This is a genomic window from Litoribrevibacter euphylliae (genome assembly GCF_042646085.1).
Taxonomy (GTDB): Bacteria; Pseudomonadota; Gammaproteobacteria; order Pseudomonadales; family Litoribrevibacteraceae; genus Litoribrevibacter; species Litoribrevibacter euphylliae.
Window position 1 is genome coordinate 57,636 of sequence record NZ_JBHRSZ010000007.1, and the last position, 17,407, is coordinate 75,042.

The window sequence follows — 17,407 nt, forward strand, 5'->3', positions numbered from 1 at the left end:
TCGAAGTTTTAAGTCATTAGAAGTTCAAGCGATTAATTGCTTTATACAGTGCTGACAACGCATATCCATCGCTCGCACTGGCTCTTGCCCCCATTGTGGAGCCATCCAACATTCGGTCACGCCTCGAGCATTCATAGCCCTCGCATAGGAAGTTAATTCCGCACGAAACGCTTTACGTGTGGCACTGGGTAATTCCCCAAAAACACTCTGATAGTAAGACGAAAAACGACCTAAGTGCGCAAATCCGTTAATGGAGGCTAAATCCGATAGATTCCAGTTTTCATCGGCCAACAATGACATACGCACGCGTCGTAACCGATGCAGCTTCAAGAATTGATACGGAGAACAACTCATAAACAGCTGAAAGTCCTGATACAGCTTACGGCTGCTGACCGACATGGAGGCAATTAAATCATTCAGCGAACCATTAGATTCCAACACCAACAAGCGATCCAGGAAACTTTGCAGATGTTCCGGTAAGGATGAATAATCCTGAATATTTCTGACCACCTCCAAATCCGCCAATAAAGCGGCTTTAAACCGTTTCGACCATTCTGACAGATACCATCGGGAAGTCTGGTGATCAGGCGACACCATCAATTGCCCCAACAGATTTAAAGTCAGCTGCTTAAGATCAGCCAAACAATTTGGTAACAACAAACGTCGCTCCAAGGTCTCTTTATGCTCACTTAAGTAATCGGACGGCGCAATACGAATCACCAGATGTTGGGCATTTTGAACAAAGACAGCATTCAATTCCTCACCCGGCGTTAACACCAAAACATCCCCCGCATCCGCAGAATAAACCTCTCCGGTTGGACACTTCATGCATACACCGCTGAGAAACATCACGAGATACAGCGCTTCATCCACCGGTGAGAAGACATGGGTATCGACACCGTATGACATACTCAACAAGCTCAGTTCATCAATCTGGGTCATCGCGAAATAACGACTGTACTGACCATTGCCAAAGCGTAAAGGTAAGCAGCTCACCGGACGCAGATAGCGACTCAACCAGCACTCCACATGCTTCAGTTGATGACCCACCAACAAACCGTGCTGAGCCATAGGAATGCATCCTAAGTCCCCCGATTCTATGCCTTTGATCATCCAATCTAAGTCGAATAATGCCATACATCACCGCCAACTCTGCTAACAGGTTTTTTCTACGCCACACCGAGAGATCCGTTCCATCGGCCTTAACAACCATTCTATTCAGTACCCTCCACATTAATTATCCGATTTCTGCATCACGCAATGCGATCGCCATCACCAGATTAAGTGACCGGATACCTTCTGTTTCTGCCCCCGGCTGGTATACACTAACGCCTATTCACGAATGGCCTCCGCCGGATTACTTTTTTGCCGGATACGCTGGAATTATTAACACGCCACGCTGATTCCATTGATGACTTAGGACAGTGAAGTGTTATTTACCAAATTTGATTTACCCATTTTGGACCTGATATGGATCGCATTTTTCAAACCATCGCTACCGAATTAAATGTTCGTCAACAACAAGTCGAAGCCTCTGTGGCTTTGCTGGACGAAGGCGCAACCGTGCCGTTCATCGCACGTTATCGAAAAGAAGTTACCGGCGCCCTCGACGACAGTCAGTTACGTCAACTGGAAGATCGTTTACGTTATCTCCGTGAGTTGGAAGATCGCCGTTCTGCAATTCTTAAGAGCATTGAAGAACAAGGTAAGTTAACCGCTGAACTGACCAAAGACATTGAAGCCGCTGACACTAAAAACCGTTTGGAAGACTTGTACCTTCCTTACAAGAAAAAGCGTCGCACCAAAGCCCAAATCGCTAAAGAAGCAGGCCTGGAGCCATTAGCAGATCTGCTGTACGAAATCCCAACGTCTAATCCAGAGAAAGAAGCCGAAGCCTATGTTGATGCCGATCAAGGCATCGCCGATGTGAAAGCGGCCTTGGATGGCGCCAAGTACATTCTGATGGAACGCTTCAGTGAAAACGCCAACCTACTTGAAAAACTGCGTACCTTCTTATGGCAAGAAGGCACCTTGTCTGTTCGTGTAAACGACGGCAAAGAAGAGGAAGGTGCGAAATTCCGTGATTACTTTGAGCACGATGAGCCACTCAAAGCCGTACCAAGTCACCGTGCGCTGGCGATCTTACGTGGTCGTAACGAAGGCATTCTTAACTTCAACATCATCGCGGGTGACCTCGATCAGAAAAGCTCGCCATGTGAGCAAATGATCGCGGACTTCTGGCTGATCGAAGACAAAGGCCGTCCAGCAGACACCTGGCTACGCGAAGTCGTGCGTTGGACATGGCGCGTGAAGTTGTTGACCCATCTGGAAACCGAACTCATGGGCCGCGTGCGTGAATCAGCGGAAGGCGAAGCCATTAAGGTATTCTCTCAAAACCTTAAAGACCTGCTACTGGCTGCGCCTGCGGGCCCTCGCGCGACCTTAGGTCTCGACCCTGGTTTCCGTACCGGTGTAAAAGTCGCCGTCATCGACGCAACCGGTAAAGTAGTGGATCACGGAGCGATTTACCCACACGAGCCGCAGCGTAAGTGGGATCAATCCTTACAAATCCTTGCTGCTTTATGTAAAAAGCACGCCGTAGAGCTGATCAGTATTGGTAACGGCACTGCCTCTCGTGAAACCGATAAACTGGCCGGTGAACTCATCAAGAAACACCCGGAACTGAAACTGACCAAAATCGTAGTCAATGAAGCCGGAGCATCGGTGTACTCGGCATCCGAGTTTGCAGCAAAAGAATTCCCGGATCTCGACGTAACCATTCGAGGCGCTGTTTCTATTGCCCGACGCTTACAAGACCCATTGGCGGAATTAGTAAAAATCGAGCCGAAGTCTATCGGTGTAGGTCAGTATCAACATGACGTTAGTCAGACCGAGTTGGCTCGCAGCCTAGACACCGTCATTGAAGACTGTGTGAACGGCGTCGGTGTTGACCTTAATACCGCGTCAGCCCCGCTGCTGAGCCGAGTCTCCGGCCTAAACTCCACCATTGCCAATAACATTGTCTCTTTCCGAGATCAGAACGGGCAATTCTCAAGCCGTAATGACTTAAAGTCTGTTCCGCGTCTGGGGCCAAAAGCCTTCGAACAAGCGGCAGGCTTCTTAAGAATCATGAATGGCAGCAACCCGTTGGACGCATCCAGTGTTCACCCGGAATCTTATTCATTGGTGACTGAAATCGCCAAGACACAGAAGGCAGACGTTAAATCTTTAATCGGTGATACCTCGTCTTTGCGTGCCGTGAATGCCGAATCCTTTGTGAGCGACCAATTTGGTTTGCCAACGGTGGTCGACATTCTGAAAGAACTGGAGAAGCCAGGACGTGATCCGCGCCCTGAATTCAAAGCGGCCACCTTCTTGGAAGGCGTTGAAACCATTTCTGACCTGAAAGGCAATATGGTTCTAGAAGGGGTTGTTACCAACGTAACCAACTTTGGAGCCTTTATTGACATCGGCGTTCACCAAGACGGTCTGGTTCATATTTCTGCAATGTCTGACACCTTCATCAGCGACCCACGCCAAGTGGTTAAAGCCGGTGACATTGTGAAAGTGAAGGTCATGGAAGTGGATGTAGCCCGTAAGCGCATCGGTCTGTCTATGCGTATGAGTGACGATGCCAACGAGCAAGGTGAGAAGCAAAGCACACCAGGAAAACCTCAACGTACGGCAGCGAAACATAATCGAACGACGAACCAGAAAGCTCAGTCGTCTGGTGAAGGTACGATGGCGGCGTTATTTGCTCAAGCTCAGAACAAGAATGGCAAAAAGAAACGCCTTTAATATCTAAGTCTGAGTACTTTGAGTTAGTCTCTTTTGACACCTTTGGGGATGCCTCGGCATCCCCAAGTCAATTAAGATGCAACTTTTTGATCACCTGTTAGACCAACCCCCAATGAGCTTTAGCCAAGATAACGATTTTTCAGCGGCTCTGGCCGAATCAATATTACAAGTCTAACCTCAGTTACAGTATTATTGCCGGTTTGTTACATCCGCAGTCTGCTAACAATAAGGAACTTCCCTTGCCACATATTAATCCTTCACATCTCGAACACTTGATGGCATCTGACTTTCAATCAGAATTTGCAAATATTCGCCGAGGGCTTGAGAAAGAAGGACTCCGGGTAGACAGGCAGGGAAAGATCTCTCAAAAGGATCATCCTAAGGTTTTAGGGTCGGCGCTGACACACCCGCACATCACCACCGACTATTCAGAAGCACTGCTGGAATTTATCACACCGGCGATGAGTAGCCCGGTTGAAACCTCTGAGTTTTTATATAACTTGCATGCATTTACTCAACAGAACCTGGATGAAGAAATCATCTGGGGGTGCAGTATGCCGTGTCATATTGCCAATGAGTTGGATATTCGTATTGCGGAGTACGGCAGTTCTAATATCGGGCAACTGAAACACGTCTATCGACATGGGCTGTGGCACAGATACGGCCGTCTGATGCAAAGCATTGCAGGCATCCATTACAACTATTCGATGCCAGACAGCTTCTGGGCCAAATACCAAGACGTGGTGGGTAATAAGCAAAGCGAACAAGATTTTCGTTCCGAACAGTATTTCGGTCTGATTCGAAACTTCAAGCGTTACTCCTGGCTACTGATTTACTTATTCGGCGCCTCACCATCAGTCAGCGCCAGCTTTGTAGAACATAAACACCATAAGCTTACTGAAGGCCTCAAGGACACCTTGTTTGCACCGAAAGGCACCTCATTAAGAATGAGCGATCTCGGCTATCAAAACAGCGCTCAATCTGACCTTACTATTTGCTACAACAGCCTAAGTAATTACATTTACACGCTATCCCATGCGGTCAATACACCTCACAAGCCGTACGAAGAACTCGGAGTTCAGAATGAGCAAGGCGGTTTTAATCAACTCAATACCAATCTATTACAGATCGAAAATGAGTTTTACAGCGACATCCGCCCGAAACGCACTACGCAGTCCAGTGAAAAGCCGCTTGAAGCCTTGTCAGCACGTGGCGTCGAATACATCGAAGTTCGTTGTTTGGACATCAATCCCTTCCTGACCACAGGTATCGATACTCAACAAATCGCCTTTATGGATACCTTTTTAACGTTCTGTTTACTGGCTGACAGCCCGGAAGTTGAACCGGCAGAATGCAATCGTCTGGCACAAAACATGGTCGGTATGGCTTATGAAGGCGCAGATCCAAATCACCGTATCTTACTGGAAGGCCAGTCCTTCTCGATTAAAGGGGAAGGCGGTTTACTGTTCGAACAGCTGGATCAAGTCGCCTGTATGCTCGATCGTAGTCAAAACACTCGCCTGTACAGCGAAGCTGTCAACCATTACCACGCATTACTTTCAGCACCTGAAAGTTTACCCTCCCATCAACAAATCCAATGGATGACAGAAAATAACGCCAGTTTCCAAGACTTTGGTTTAGAAATGAGCCTAAGACACGCTCAGGAATTGTCCGAACATTCCCTTTCTCAGTCTTTTTCTGACGAGATGGTTAAAAAGAGCCAACTTTCGATAGGGGAGCAGGAAAACATTGAAAAACAAGATAAAACCAAGTTTATCAAATACTTAGACGAATATTCTAATAAACAACCTGAAAAATAGCTGCAAAACTTCACATTTCTTTAGGATTTGGCTTCACACTCTATTTTTTTTTGCTAGAGTTACAGACTGTAACCTGTTTGTAACTTATTGTTTATGAACGCAAAACGGAGTGTTTCACTTTGCTGAACGATAAAAATTATTCGCTTGAATCTATGGACAAAGCCTATCGTCGCGGCTATTTGATCGGCGTAACAGGCAGCCATGAGCCATGCCCGTACACAACCGATGTGTTGATTGCTGCGTGGGAAGCGGGCCGTGATGATGGCCATGAATTCTTTGAAGAACATCAAGAACGTCTGACGGCTTAATTGCTCACTCTTCAAACGTTCTCGGCTGTATGTCTTCGCTTCTTGCCTAACTTCGGACGTACTTACTCAGCACCCCTCCGAACTAAAAAACCACCTTTTGGTTACTCCTGAACAATAAACTCCGTAAACAGTGCATCCTGTACCAATTCTTCACCCTCTTCTTCGGTCAAAAACGCCTGTATATCAGACAAAATATCTTGTAATAGCTGACGTTTAGCCTCCGCAGTTCGTACCGTATCGACCTGCTGCCGAACCAGATGACGAATAATAACATCACGAAGATAAGGCGTATGATTTCGAACCTGGGTAGCAACGGTATCGTTGTCCACTTTCAAAGAAACATTCACACGAAGATAACTTAATTTAGGCTTTTCAGGATCACCGAAATTTACCGTAAAGTGTTCATCAAAATTCACAAATGACACTGCATTCGCCTGCCCCACGCCTAACATCAGCGCCATAGCTAAAAACATCATACAACGCTTCAACATTGACCTTTTCTCCTCGTATGTTTACCCAAAAAGACTTTCATTTAAGTTATTGAACTAAATCAGTAAACTGATTTCCAATGCACTAAGTAGTTGTTTCTACATCCTTTAATGTAGTATTTATAACGTAATCCAGCGAACCGGAAAATACCAAGCATGTTTTTTCTTACGAACTTTCGAGCCCTATCCTCCATCACCGTCCTAGTCTCAATTGCCTTACTGGCTGCGGCTTATTACTTTGAACTTGTGGTCGGGCTTGAGCCTTGCCCCATGTGCATGATGCAACGCATCATTGTGTTTGTACTCGGCTGGGTTGCGCTAATTGCAGCCATTCACAACCCTGAAAAACCACTCGGTAGAAAAGCCTATGCTTCGACCGCCGGACTGGTCGGCTTAGCGGGCGTAGCCATTGCCATTCGCCACAGCTGGATTCAGGCCTTCCCGCCAGAAGATATCCCAGATTGCGGTGCGCCGTTAGAGTACATGCTGGACATCCTGCCCTTCCAAGAAATCCTGACCTACATGCTGACAGGCTCTGCCTCTTGCACCGAAGTTAGCTGGAATTTTCTTGGATTAACTATGCCGAACTGGATGATCGTGATCTTCCTTGGCTACATGGTATACGGACTATTACTTTGGAAAACCGCGAAACAAACAAACGTTTGAATGACTTTCTCAGGTTGACAAGCCTCTTGAAAAGTCAGTAGATTCTAACCCGAAGGGAAAGAATTAACGCGATAACAAAACAAGGTATCCCGAAGAAGGATACCACCGTTATCATGGCTATCAGACAATACCGATAGCCAACAAGAACAAAGAACTAACAAAGCGACTAGATAGCCCCATAACTTATAATTAGCGCCGGTCAGAGCTGGCGAACAAGGGAAGACACCTATGCTAGAGAACTGCAAATCCGCAAAAGAACGTTGGGGCGGTGTGAGTGAAATTATCGATCGCTGGCTGGCTGAACGCCAGGAACTGATTGTTTTGTATTGTGAATTAAGCAATATCAGTCGAGAAAGCGAAGAGACATCTTACTCATCTACGATTCAGAAATTGTGTCAGGTATTGGTTGATTATGTGTCAGCCGGTCATTTCGAAGTCTATGAACAACTCATCAAAGAAGCCAATGAGTTTAACGATGGCGGCATTGAATTAGCCGAGCGCTTATTTCCAAAAATTCAGGAAACCACAGAAACCGCCTTGGACTTTAATGACGAATACGATAATAACGCCCACGCATTGGATCTTCTCGAAGTACTACCAGAGAAGCTGTCTTTACTGGGAGAAGCGTTGGAAGAACGCTTTGTATTGGAAGATCAACTGATCGACTGCTTACACAACAGTCACAAAGAGCTGGTTGCCTAACGGCCAACCAGCTTTGGCTGCCACCCAACTACCTCTGAATATTAAAGCCTTACGTACTTTGGCCGACACACTCAAAGTAACATGATATTTTTGGGCAATGACTGCCTGTAAGCAAGACAACCACCCCTTGTCTTTGCAACCGATCTACACTGAGAGTAATTCGTAACGCTATCATTTCATGAGATTCGCCTGCATGCCCGCTTTGAACAAAACCACGACTTTAGTTAAAGCTGCTCACCGACTGTGTTCTGTTGTAATCGCCGCTTTAATGCTAAGCGCATGTTCCGGCGAACCACCCTCCAACTTTGAAGAATACGCAATGCAGGGCATCCGAGATGGTAATCTCGATCAACGAGGCGCCCGTGTGGTCATCGCCTCCATCAATCATGGTGGATCATTCTGGAACACAGAAGATCACGAGCGTTTATTCAATTGGAACCACCAATCTGGGGGCTATTCCGATCTCACCCTCACAGCCGTTAACCCGAAAGGTTCTATCGCACTTACCGCCGATACCAAAGCCTTTGTTGCCTGGAATACCAATACCGGAAAATCACTGGGTTACTGGAACACGCCCAGTCGCCTGCACTCGCTAGCCTTACACCCCAACGGTAAAGTGGCGGCCTTAGGACGCGAAGACAATCTTGCCACCATTTTTGATATCAATGCCGGACGCATCGTTCGCTCTCTTGCGCACGGCCACACCATTCGTTCGGTCTACTTCATTCCGCAAACGGATCTGTTACTGACCGGTTCAGAAGACACTACAGCCAATCTCTGGAACTGGAAGACAGGGCAGAAAGTTCAAAGCTGGAAACACACTTTCCCAGTCGATGTTGTCATCAGTAATAACGCCAAAGACAAGGTGTTTGTGGCGGCGTATATGGACGACGGGTTCCTGTACGACTTAAAAACCGGTGGCCCACTCACAACCACAGGTACACAACGGCAGCGAATCTCATCGGCGCGCTTTTCACCAGACGACAACTATCTGGCGTTGGGATTGTTTGACGGACATGTGCAGCTACACGATGCCACAACAGGAGAGATGTTACACAAGTGGCGTATGCATATTCGTCCCAATGTCTATCGCGAAAGCAGCCACGTAACCGACCTTGCTTTCACCTCATCAGGCAACCAGTTGGTTGCCTTGGGTTCTAACGGCCTGTTGAACCATTTTAACTTGCCGCAGTAACAAATCTGCGGCTCGTCGACACTGAACGAATTACGGGTTTACCGAAATCAATTCCAGCTTGTATTCCAGCACCTCATTCGGCCCAACAGGTCCTGCACCGCCGGAGCCAAAGCCCAACTCAGGTGCCACCCAAACACGCCACACGGCACCGGGTTTCATCTTTGGAAGCACTTTAACCCAACTGCTTGGCCCTTGATCTACTTGGAAGGTTACCGGCTTCTCCAACGAATACGAGGTGTCGAATACCTGACCATTCAACAACTGCCCTTCGTAATGAACCGCCACGGTATCGCCTAACTTGGGCTCAGCACCACTGCCTTCGTTTAGCACCTCAAACTGCAAACCCGGTTCCAGCTCTTCGACATTTGACGATTTCACGTTCTCAGCTAGGAACTTCTGACCTCGCTCAAGATTCGCCTTCGCCATGTCCTCAAACGCTTGCTGCTGTTGATGACGGGCTTGATCCTGGACTTGTCGGTAACGCTCAAACGCTTCTTTAATTTGTTGATCAGACAGTTTAAGCGGCGCGCCTTGATAACTGTCTCGCAAGCCTTGTTCAAACACCTCCATATCGAGGTTATTGGCCTCTTGCTTAAGACGTGCACCAAAGACTACGCCAATGGCATAGCTGAGCTTTTGTTGATCGGTTAGTGCTTGAGGAGGAACTGGAGAATGGTCGGAGTTATCTGCTAACACACTGTTCATACCAAATACGCTCAAAACCAGAGCAGGAACAAAAGACGTTACTTTTTTCACTGATCACCTATTTTTTTGTGGTGTTGTACTGTTGCAACATTTCATTACGCTGATCGACCATTTGCTGATATTGCTTGGCCTGATCCATTAATTCAGGAACCTCTGTTAGAGGTACTGTTGTTAAAGATGGTTCCGTCGAAGTTTTTGGCTCTTTAACTGGTTCCACCACGACCTCAGGTTCCTCTTCTTTCTTGGCCAGCGATTGAATGATATTCGCGTTGGGATTGTATTTTAACGTCTCATTTTGAACATGATCTTGTGGTTTATCCGAGAAATGCCACTGTCCGTCTTTATCTTTCCATTTATAGACGGTGGTTAACCCCGAAGGGGAAGCCGGTGCATTTGGACTCACCGATGGCGAAGGGTCATCTGGAGCCGGAGACGAGAAAAAGTCTTTCCAGGAAATCAAGGGTTGGCCATCCGGCCCCTTCATGACCATGGGCGCCACGAACACGCCGATTAAAGCCAGGATCAAAAGCTTAATCATTATTTTCATAAAACGGACAACCTGCCTAAAGATATATTCTCAGATAACGATCAATAAGTTATGGTCTACAGTTATAGTCCCTTACAGTAACAATGAAGACGGCCGATAACTGTTGTGAGCCAGTTTATGCGCTCTAACGATCTACAGTTAACCTAAGTTTTGACCTATATGGGTTCCTTGTCCAACGGGCATTCATAGGAATTTCTAATAGCATAGTATGACAGGCACATCCCATGGCTCGCCAGTACCACAGAAAAACAACGCCCAGGATTTTAGTCACCAATGCCAAAGGCGGCAGCGGTAAGACCACGCTCACCACCAATCTGGCAGCACACTATGCGCACAGCCGTGACGTCACCATTATGGATTTTGACTCTCAACAATCGAGTACTTCCTGGCTGACATTACGTCCCAATAATCTCAACACCATAGGAATTCATTCGGGCTTCAAGCCGAACCACATGAATCAAACCCGAAGCTGGCAACTACGATCATCCATCGAAAGTGATTTGATCATTCTGGATACGCCCGCCGCCATGCCTGACTTTGCATTGGAAGAAGTGGTGTGTTGTTCAGACATCATCCTGATCCCAGTATTACCATCGATGATTGATATCAAAGCCGTAGAGCAATTTATTTATCATCTGCTACAAACACGAGCCTACCGACAGAATCCGATTCCTGTCGGCATTGTGGCCAACCGGGTGCGTCGCAATACGAAGATATTTGGTACATTGTCACAGTTTTTAAAAAGCTTACAGCTGCCGGTGATTTCGGTAATTCGAGACACCCAGCAATACATCAAAGCGTTCGAACAAGGGATGGGAGTAATGGAATTGGAACGAATTAACGCCAGTGATACCCGTTCCATGCATTTGATCATTGATTGGATTGATCAACATCTGAACGGTCAGCCTTCAGAATATCCAAGCACCAATCAACCCGTGACAGAACAAGAAAAGTCTTTTATGAGCGAACATAAAACTTCATCCTTGTCGGATGCTGCATCAACTCTGGTTAAGTCGATAGCACTCAAATAATCTCGAACCCCTTGTTCCACCCCCGCCCGTCCAGAGTCAGGACGGCAGTTAGGCACTGCATGTTGCTGACAATAGCCTTCCAGCCAATCGATATGGAGACGCTCAGCATCGAGTTCCAACGCTTTTAACTGTTGGTAGATACAATCTTCAACCTGAGCCTTTGATTGCATGCGATAGCCTCTCAGAGGTGAAATCAAACGAGACAAAACGCCACTTTGTTGCTCTGCCAGAACCAAGCTACCCCATGACAACGTCCGCCCCTGACCATCCAACCAGGCAATCACTAATAAGTGATTTATGACTAAACCATATTGATTCTGTAATGACAGCAGACAGGATTCCACACCAGGCCGTTGGTAGACCTGGCAGGCATAGTTCCAGAATGAAGGGGAATGTTGATTCAAATTAGGCTTTTTTCTTCGGTAGTGGGACAACATTTTCAGGCGCCGCAGATTCTACTTCAACGGCAGTCTTAATATCACCCTCATCCAGTACCGTTTCGACCTGAAGATACCTAGGCACTTCTATGGACAAAGCAAAACCGCGATGGGTCAGCACCTGAACTCGCCCCTGCAACAACTGTGTGGCGACATTAAACACGATGTACATACCCAAACCGGTTCTACCCAACGCTCCTCGCTGAGTCGTGTAGAACGGCATAAAGATCTTCTCGTGATCGGTGTCACCCAGACCTTTGCCATTATCTCGATAGGTTAAGACAACTTTCGACGGCTGAACATCCAACTCCACAGAAATCGCTCGATTCAACTGGTCTTTCACAAACCCGTGCTGAATCGAGTTTTCCATTAACTTTTCAAGAATGAGCAGAAACGCCTGTGGATAACTGCACACATCCACCTGATTAGGAATGTTGAGATCCAGAGTAATGCCTGTTAAGTCGGGGCCATCGCCTAGCGCGATGCCTCGAATCAGATCCGACAGATCAAATTCTTTCTGGGCAAACCCTAAATGATGTACCGACACTTGTCGGAAATTGGTGACCAAATTCTCGATACGTTTAAGATTTCGGGACATCAAGTCAATGCCGTCGCCCAACACATCAATGAAGCTTTCAAAACTATGGCGAGTCATCTTACCACTTTCAAATTGGCTCTTTAGCTCCGCTTGGCGATCTTCGATCAGACTCAAACTGGTCAGATTAATTCCCAGCGGCGTACTGACTTCATGAGCAACACCGACCACCACTTCTTCCAGTGCCGCCATTCTGCGACGCTCTTCTTCCTGACGATAGCTCTCAGCAAACTTACGCTCGGTAATGTCCACCACCGAGCCTTCCAGGTGATCGACATTACCCGCCACATCCATCACCGTTCGTACAGTCATTGATACCCAGATGTAAGAGCCGTCCTTACAACGCAGTTTCAACTCCCGATCCATCACCGATTTTTCACGTAGGAGCTTTTGGAACAGTCGATCCATGTCCGGTTTCTCGACCGCTAAATTGCGAGATATACTCGCTATTTGGGATACCATTTCCTGTGGTGATTCATACCCAAACATCGAAGCTAATGCCGCATTGACGCGAATAAAACGATCTTGCAGATTGCTTTGGAACATTCCGGCCACCGCGTTATCGTATAAGTCCTGATAACGTTTTAGATTGAGAATGGATTCCCGTTGCGCCCGAATCATTTCCTTCTCAGCAAGTGCCTTTTCTTTCTGAGCAATATCAATCCGTCGCGCCAACGCCAACGACAACAACAAGACCTCAAACACTGCGCCGAACTGGTAAGCATGAGCCGTCACAAAGTTAGAAGGAATAAGCCCGAGCGCTCGCAGATTGCCCAGCACCAAACCAATTAATAACAAAGCCCAAGCGACAGTGAAATAATGAGCAAACTTGTTACCCTTCGACCACAGATAGGCACCGGTACTGAAGCCGCTGATGGTCACCACCAGACCTAAGAACACCACCATAGGCACTAAATACTTGTATGGAATGACCGTCACTCCGACTACAAGCCCTACGGCCATAATCATCAGCAGCCGGAAATAGAGATCCAGCCTTGGGTTTTTACCGGGTAACTCCATGAAGATCCGAATAAAGGCTATCATCGCCACTTCATTGAGGGCATAAGACAGCGGTAAAGAGTAGGCATTCAGCCAAGGAAGGTTTGGCCAGAAGTATTGGAAGGCAACGCCTTCATAGACCAGCTGAAAGAATAAAAAGGTACTAACAAACAACACATAGTAGGCATAAGCCCGCTGCCGGATCACCGCATAAATAAAGAGGTTATACAGCACCATCACGATCATGATGCCGAAATAGCCACCCCGTACCACCAGCACATTGTCTTGCTGGGCGTCATAGGTGGATTCACTCATCACTTGAATCGGCCAGGTCACTGAACCGTCAGTCTGTAACCGGAAATAGACATCAATGACATCGTCTTTGCTGCTATCCACATCAAAAACAAACTGTGGATGCTGCACCGGACGGCTGTAATACGGACGAGCATCGCCGGTTTGATGGGCTTTGACCATCTGACCATTGCGGTAAATCCAAACATCGACAAAGTCAATCAGGGCATACTCACCACGAATCACCAAAGGCTCATTGAGAGCACTCTTAAACCGACTATGAATCCAAAATTTTGATCGACTATAACCAAAGTTTAAGGTGTCGTTGCCAACCTCTTGCCACAATTCCGGGTGATCACGCACCGAGTCAATGGTGTATTCACCGTGTTTGTCTTCGATGTATTGAGACGTTGCATCCAACAAATACACTTCGCCCTGTTGAATGACCACAGAGCCATTTTGTTCTAAATCAGCACCCTCAATATCAAGAGTTTCAGCGGATACAACGAATGCAACGGAGCTCAACATGAGAACCCAGCATTGAATTAAGTATATGAACGCGCCTTTTATTATTTTTTTATTCAAGGCTAGGAACCTCTATTCATCGTCTGTCATGAATATCCTGATATACATGGATTAACCGATCATTTGAATACTGGCGTATATGAATACGGACTACTCAGAACTGTTTGACGAACGACCTTTCAATCTCGCCACCTCAATTTCCAACTGTTTCACATCACGCTTGTAGGTAATGATGATAGGTACCACTTCCTTATACATACACCAATCACCTTTATGATTTTCTCGAGGTACAACGGCAGACGAGCCAACATTGGTCTCTGCATTGTAACGAGTTATTTCGCCACCGGCCTCGGACAACTCCGCTTTTTCTTTCTTTAACTGCTCAACGGTGGCTTGCAACACTGAGTTACGATGGACGTATTCTTCATTTTGAGCACGAGCTTCTTCCAGCTCACGACGCAATGCTTCTAACTCGGCGCGATCGGCTAAATTATCAACACCAGTACTTTGCTGGGCTTCTTCCAGTTGCGTTTCCACCGTTTGCAGACGGTCTTTTAATTGTTCAAATTCACCTAATACACTTTGCAACCGATTCTCTATGGAGTCGACGGTTTTTTCACTGGTCTCTTTGACTTCGGTAAATTCACCGACCAAAGAATCAATACGACCAGCTTCTTTAAGTACCCGACTAGCAACTTTCTTTAATATATCTTCTTCCATGACCATTCCTGAAACAGACATAATTAATCGTACCTTCCTTTAATTTATCGATAAACTCAATAAAAACTTAACATTACCAGTGCCCTTACGAGTTTAGAACCTAATACTCCTTGTCCATTTATCAGTCAGACACTTGACCAATACTTCAACTGTTTTAAAGTATAGTTAAGTTATCTCATTATGATTCGAGCAAATGATAATTTTGATAACTCAATGTCGCTGATCTCATTGGTTTAGTGTCATTTATATGTTGTTAGGTCTTGAATCAGGCCAATGATGGTCATCGGGATCTATTAAATCGTCATTAAACGCAACATATTAGCGGTGCACTCAATTAGGAAAATTAAGCGCACAGGGCCGTATTATGACAAAATCAACAAAACGGACGAATACCACCCGCCTTAACAGTATCCAACGCACGCCTATCCCCGAATTAAAATCGAAGGTCTATGTCCTCGACACCAATGTCCTCATCCATGACCCCAATTCTGTGATCAACTTCGACGAGCATCAGGTGGCTATCCCCATCACGGTGCTGGAAGAACTCGACAAGCTCAAATCGAGCAAACATACCGTCGCGGCGGACTGTCGACAGGCCATCCGACGAATCGACGAGCTGATCGGCGACGCGCCACCGGATAAGGTCGAACGAGGCGTCCCCATCATTCGACCGGATACCATACAGGCCAAAGGCAGTATCTCCATTTTAATGTCAGACCCCGATTCCAAAGTCACCCCGCTCAACCCCGCACTCCCCAACGATCTCAACGACAACAAAATCATCAATCAAATCGTCAAGCTGCAATCCTCCTCTCCTCACATCGAATACGTACTTGTCACTAAAGACATCAATATGCGCCTCAAAGCCCGAGGCTGCGGCATCCGCTCCGAAGATTACCAAAACGACCAACTGGTCTCGGATATTGATTTATTACCCGCCGGCTTCATTCAGCTCGAAGGGTCCTTCTGGGACAACATAGATCATGTCGAATCAGTACTGGAAGGGAAACGCGCTAAGCACATCATTTCGAAATCGTCCTTGGACTTCGATGTCTACTACAACCAGTTCATCGTCGATGAACAAGGCTTTATTGGTAAGGTGGTGGAAATCGGATCAGATCACATTGCGCTGAAAGACATGTGTCATGATCTGATGATGTCTCAGGAAGCTTGGGGATTGCACCCAAGAGATATTCACCAAGCGATGGCGCTGAATATCCTGCTCGATCCAGACATTCACTTAGTAACGCTCACCGGCAGTGCCGGTTCCGGTAAAACCATTCTGGCGCTGGCCGCCGCCATTGAACAAACCATATCGATTAAGCGTTATAAGCGCATTATTGTGACACGAACCATTCAAGGCTTGGATGAAGACATCGGCTTTCTTCCTGGTACGGAAGAAGAAAAAATGGAACCTTGGCTCGGTGCCATCACCGATAACCTGGAAGCGCTCCACGATGACGATGAATGCCGCGATGGCAGTCTCGACTATCTGCTGCAGAAAGTGCCACTTCAGTTCAAATCACTGAACTACATGCGCGGCCGCAGCTTCCAGCAGAGTTTTATTTTAATTGATGAGTGCCAAAACCTGACGCCACACCAGATCAAAACCATCATCACCCGTGCTGGTGCAGGCAGTAAAGTGGTGTGCTTGGGGAACTTGGCGCAAATTGATACCGCGTACATGAATCCGATCAGCTCAGGTTTAACTTATCTAACCGCACGATTCCGTCAATTCCCGTTGGGTGGCACCCTACAACTGCAAGGCGTTCCACGATCGCAATTGGCTGAATACGCGGAGCAATACCTCTAACAACTAACAATTAACAATTAATAAACAAGACTCAAACTAACCCTGGATAAAAACGAACACGGCCCGATGTCTCCATCGGGCCGTTTCATTGATTCGGGATAAGTTAAGCACTACTTCGGTCTGTTGTTCAGTCGATTCTTTTGTTTTTCACTCTCGCTTTTCTTAAGCAACACATAGACAGCGCCGACCCCACCGTTCTGTTTTAACGCGCTATGAAACGCCAAGACGTCCGGAATTTCGCGCAGCCACTTATTGGTGTAGCTCTTCAGCAAGGCTCTTGGTTCTTCACGCTCACCTTTACCGTGAACGATGATGCCAGTACGGATGTCGTATTTCAGACAATCACTGATGAACTCAAACACCGCTTTTCGTGCCTGCTCTACCGTGTGGTGATGCAAATCCAAACGGGCATCCATGGTGTATTTGCCTTGACGAAGTTTCTTATACACCCCTTCCTGAACACCGTCCTTTTTATATTCCAGCGGGTCTTGCGGCAATACAAACTCGATGTAATCCGCTTCCGTGGTTAAGAAGTTAGTATCGGTCGGTAACTCTGACACAGCCGCTTGTTTGCGTGCCAACAAGCCAGGAGTAACTTCCGCTTCCTTTTTAATATCCGCTTTGTTTTTTTGTTTGAGAGGCTGAACGTCACCAACTTCTTTTAAAAAGTCATCAAAGTTATCCATTAGATTCACCCTCCTGCCATTAACATTTGTTATTACTGCTGACTCAAACTCTGCATTACTATGAATGCCATTGATATAAGA

At 46.7% G+C, this 17,407-nt stretch carries 16 protein-coding genes; 8 read left to right on the top strand and 8 right to left on the bottom strand.

Annotated elements, in window-relative coordinates:
* Positions 1 to 24: 24 nt before the first annotated feature.
* Positions 25 to 1,137, bottom strand: coding sequence for an AraC family transcriptional regulator (locus ACFOEK_RS15710; RefSeq protein ID WP_386722414.1), 1,113 nt, complete (start codon positions 1,135 to 1,137; stop codon positions 25 to 27).
* Positions 1,138 to 1,470: 333 nt separating this feature from the next.
* Here ACFOEK_RS15710 and ACFOEK_RS15715 point away from each other — a divergent pair, with 333 nt between their 5' ends.
* From ACFOEK_RS15715 to rmf, 3 genes are all read left to right on the top strand, one after another.
* Entirely contained in the window at positions 1,471 to 3,798 is a 2,328-nt protein-coding gene (locus ACFOEK_RS15715; RefSeq protein ID WP_386722415.1) for a Tex family protein, read from the top strand.
* Positions 3,799 to 4,037: 239 nt separating this feature from the next.
* Positions 4,038 to 5,618: a glutamate--cysteine ligase gene (gshA, locus tag ACFOEK_RS15720; protein ID WP_386722416.1), complete on the top strand. Its 1,581-nt coding sequence runs from the start codon at positions 4,038 to 4,040 to the stop codon at positions 5,616 to 5,618.
* Positions 5,619 to 5,737: 119 nt separating this feature from the next.
* On the top strand, positions 5,738 to 5,926 hold the full coding sequence (gene rmf / locus ACFOEK_RS15725) for a ribosome modulation factor (protein WP_386722417.1): 189 nt from the start codon (positions 5,738 to 5,740) through the stop codon (positions 5,924 to 5,926).
* Between the two features lie 101 nt (positions 5,927 to 6,027).
* On the opposite strand, the gene ACFOEK_RS15730 is transcribed toward rmf, so the two are convergent.
* On the bottom strand, positions 6,028 to 6,417 hold the full coding sequence (locus ACFOEK_RS15730; RefSeq protein WP_386722418.1) for a flagellar basal body-associated FliL family protein: 390 nt from the start codon (positions 6,415 to 6,417) through the stop codon (positions 6,028 to 6,030).
* Positions 6,418 to 6,570: 153 nt separating this feature from the next.
* Between ACFOEK_RS15730 and ACFOEK_RS15735 the strand changes: the two genes are divergently transcribed.
* From ACFOEK_RS15735 to ACFOEK_RS15745, 3 genes are all read left to right on the top strand, one after another.
* Positions 6,571 to 7,080 (top strand): disulfide bond formation protein B, encoded by a 510-nt coding sequence (locus tag ACFOEK_RS15735; RefSeq protein ID WP_386722419.1) that lies wholly within the window; start codon positions 6,571 to 6,573, stop codon positions 7,078 to 7,080.
* Between the two features lie 228 nt (positions 7,081 to 7,308).
* A complete protein-coding gene (gene rsd, locus ACFOEK_RS15740) occupies positions 7,309 to 7,782 on the top strand; it encodes a sigma D regulator (RefSeq protein ID WP_386722420.1) in 474 nt (157 codons plus the stop codon).
* Positions 7,783 to 7,975: 193 nt separating this feature from the next.
* A complete protein-coding gene (locus ACFOEK_RS15745; RefSeq protein WP_386722421.1) occupies positions 7,976 to 8,977 on the top strand; it encodes a WD40 repeat domain-containing protein in 1,002 nt (333 codons plus the stop codon).
* A gap of 30 nt (positions 8,978 to 9,007) precedes the next feature.
* On the opposite strand, the gene ACFOEK_RS15750 is transcribed toward ACFOEK_RS15745, so the two are convergent.
* A complete protein-coding gene (locus ACFOEK_RS15750; protein WP_386722422.1) occupies positions 9,008 to 9,733 on the bottom strand; it encodes an FKBP-type peptidyl-prolyl cis-trans isomerase N-terminal domain-containing protein in 726 nt (241 codons plus the stop codon).
* Positions 9,734 to 9,740: 7 nt separating this feature from the next.
* A complete protein-coding gene (locus ACFOEK_RS15755; RefSeq protein ID WP_386722423.1) occupies positions 9,741 to 10,229 on the bottom strand; it encodes a DUF4124 domain-containing protein in 489 nt (162 codons plus the stop codon).
* Positions 10,230 to 10,453: 224 nt separating this feature from the next.
* On the opposite strand from ACFOEK_RS15755, the gene ACFOEK_RS15760 reads away from it, so the two are divergent.
* Positions 10,454 to 11,260: a nucleotide-binding protein gene (locus ACFOEK_RS15760; RefSeq protein ID WP_386722424.1), complete on the top strand. Its 807-nt coding sequence runs from the start codon at positions 10,454 to 10,456 to the stop codon at positions 11,258 to 11,260.
* Here the strand turns inward: ACFOEK_RS15760 and ACFOEK_RS15765 are convergent.
* From ACFOEK_RS15765 to ACFOEK_RS15775, 3 genes are all read right to left on the bottom strand, one after another.
* Positions 11,158 to 11,664 (bottom strand): TIGR02444 family protein, encoded by a 507-nt coding sequence (locus ACFOEK_RS15765; RefSeq protein WP_386722425.1) that lies wholly within the window; start codon positions 11,662 to 11,664, stop codon positions 11,158 to 11,160. The genes ACFOEK_RS15760 and ACFOEK_RS15765 overlap by 103 nt on opposite strands.
* A 1-nt stretch (position 11,665) precedes the next feature.
* Positions 11,666 to 14,110, bottom strand: a complete 2,445-nt coding sequence (locus ACFOEK_RS15770) for a 7TM diverse intracellular signaling domain-containing protein (RefSeq protein ID WP_386722426.1) — start codon at positions 14,108 to 14,110, stop codon at positions 11,666 to 11,668.
* A 147-nt stretch (positions 14,111 to 14,257) separates the two neighbouring features.
* Positions 14,258 to 14,827, bottom strand: coding sequence for a hypothetical protein (locus ACFOEK_RS15775; RefSeq protein ID WP_386722427.1), 570 nt, complete (start codon positions 14,825 to 14,827; stop codon positions 14,258 to 14,260).
* Between the two features lie 364 nt (positions 14,828 to 15,191).
* On the opposite strand from ACFOEK_RS15775, the gene ACFOEK_RS15780 reads away from it, so the two are divergent.
* Positions 15,192 to 16,640: a PhoH family protein gene (locus ACFOEK_RS15780; RefSeq protein WP_386722428.1), complete on the top strand. Its 1,449-nt coding sequence runs from the start codon at positions 15,192 to 15,194 to the stop codon at positions 16,638 to 16,640.
* A gap of 110 nt (positions 16,641 to 16,750) precedes the next feature.
* On the opposite strand, the gene smrA is transcribed toward ACFOEK_RS15780, so the two are convergent.
* The gene (gene smrA / locus ACFOEK_RS15785) at positions 16,751 to 17,326 is read right to left on the bottom strand and encodes a DNA endonuclease SmrA (protein ID WP_386722429.1); all 576 of its coding nucleotides are present in this window, start codon (positions 17,324 to 17,326) and stop codon (positions 16,751 to 16,753) included.
* Positions 17,327 to 17,407: the final 81 nt, after the last annotated feature.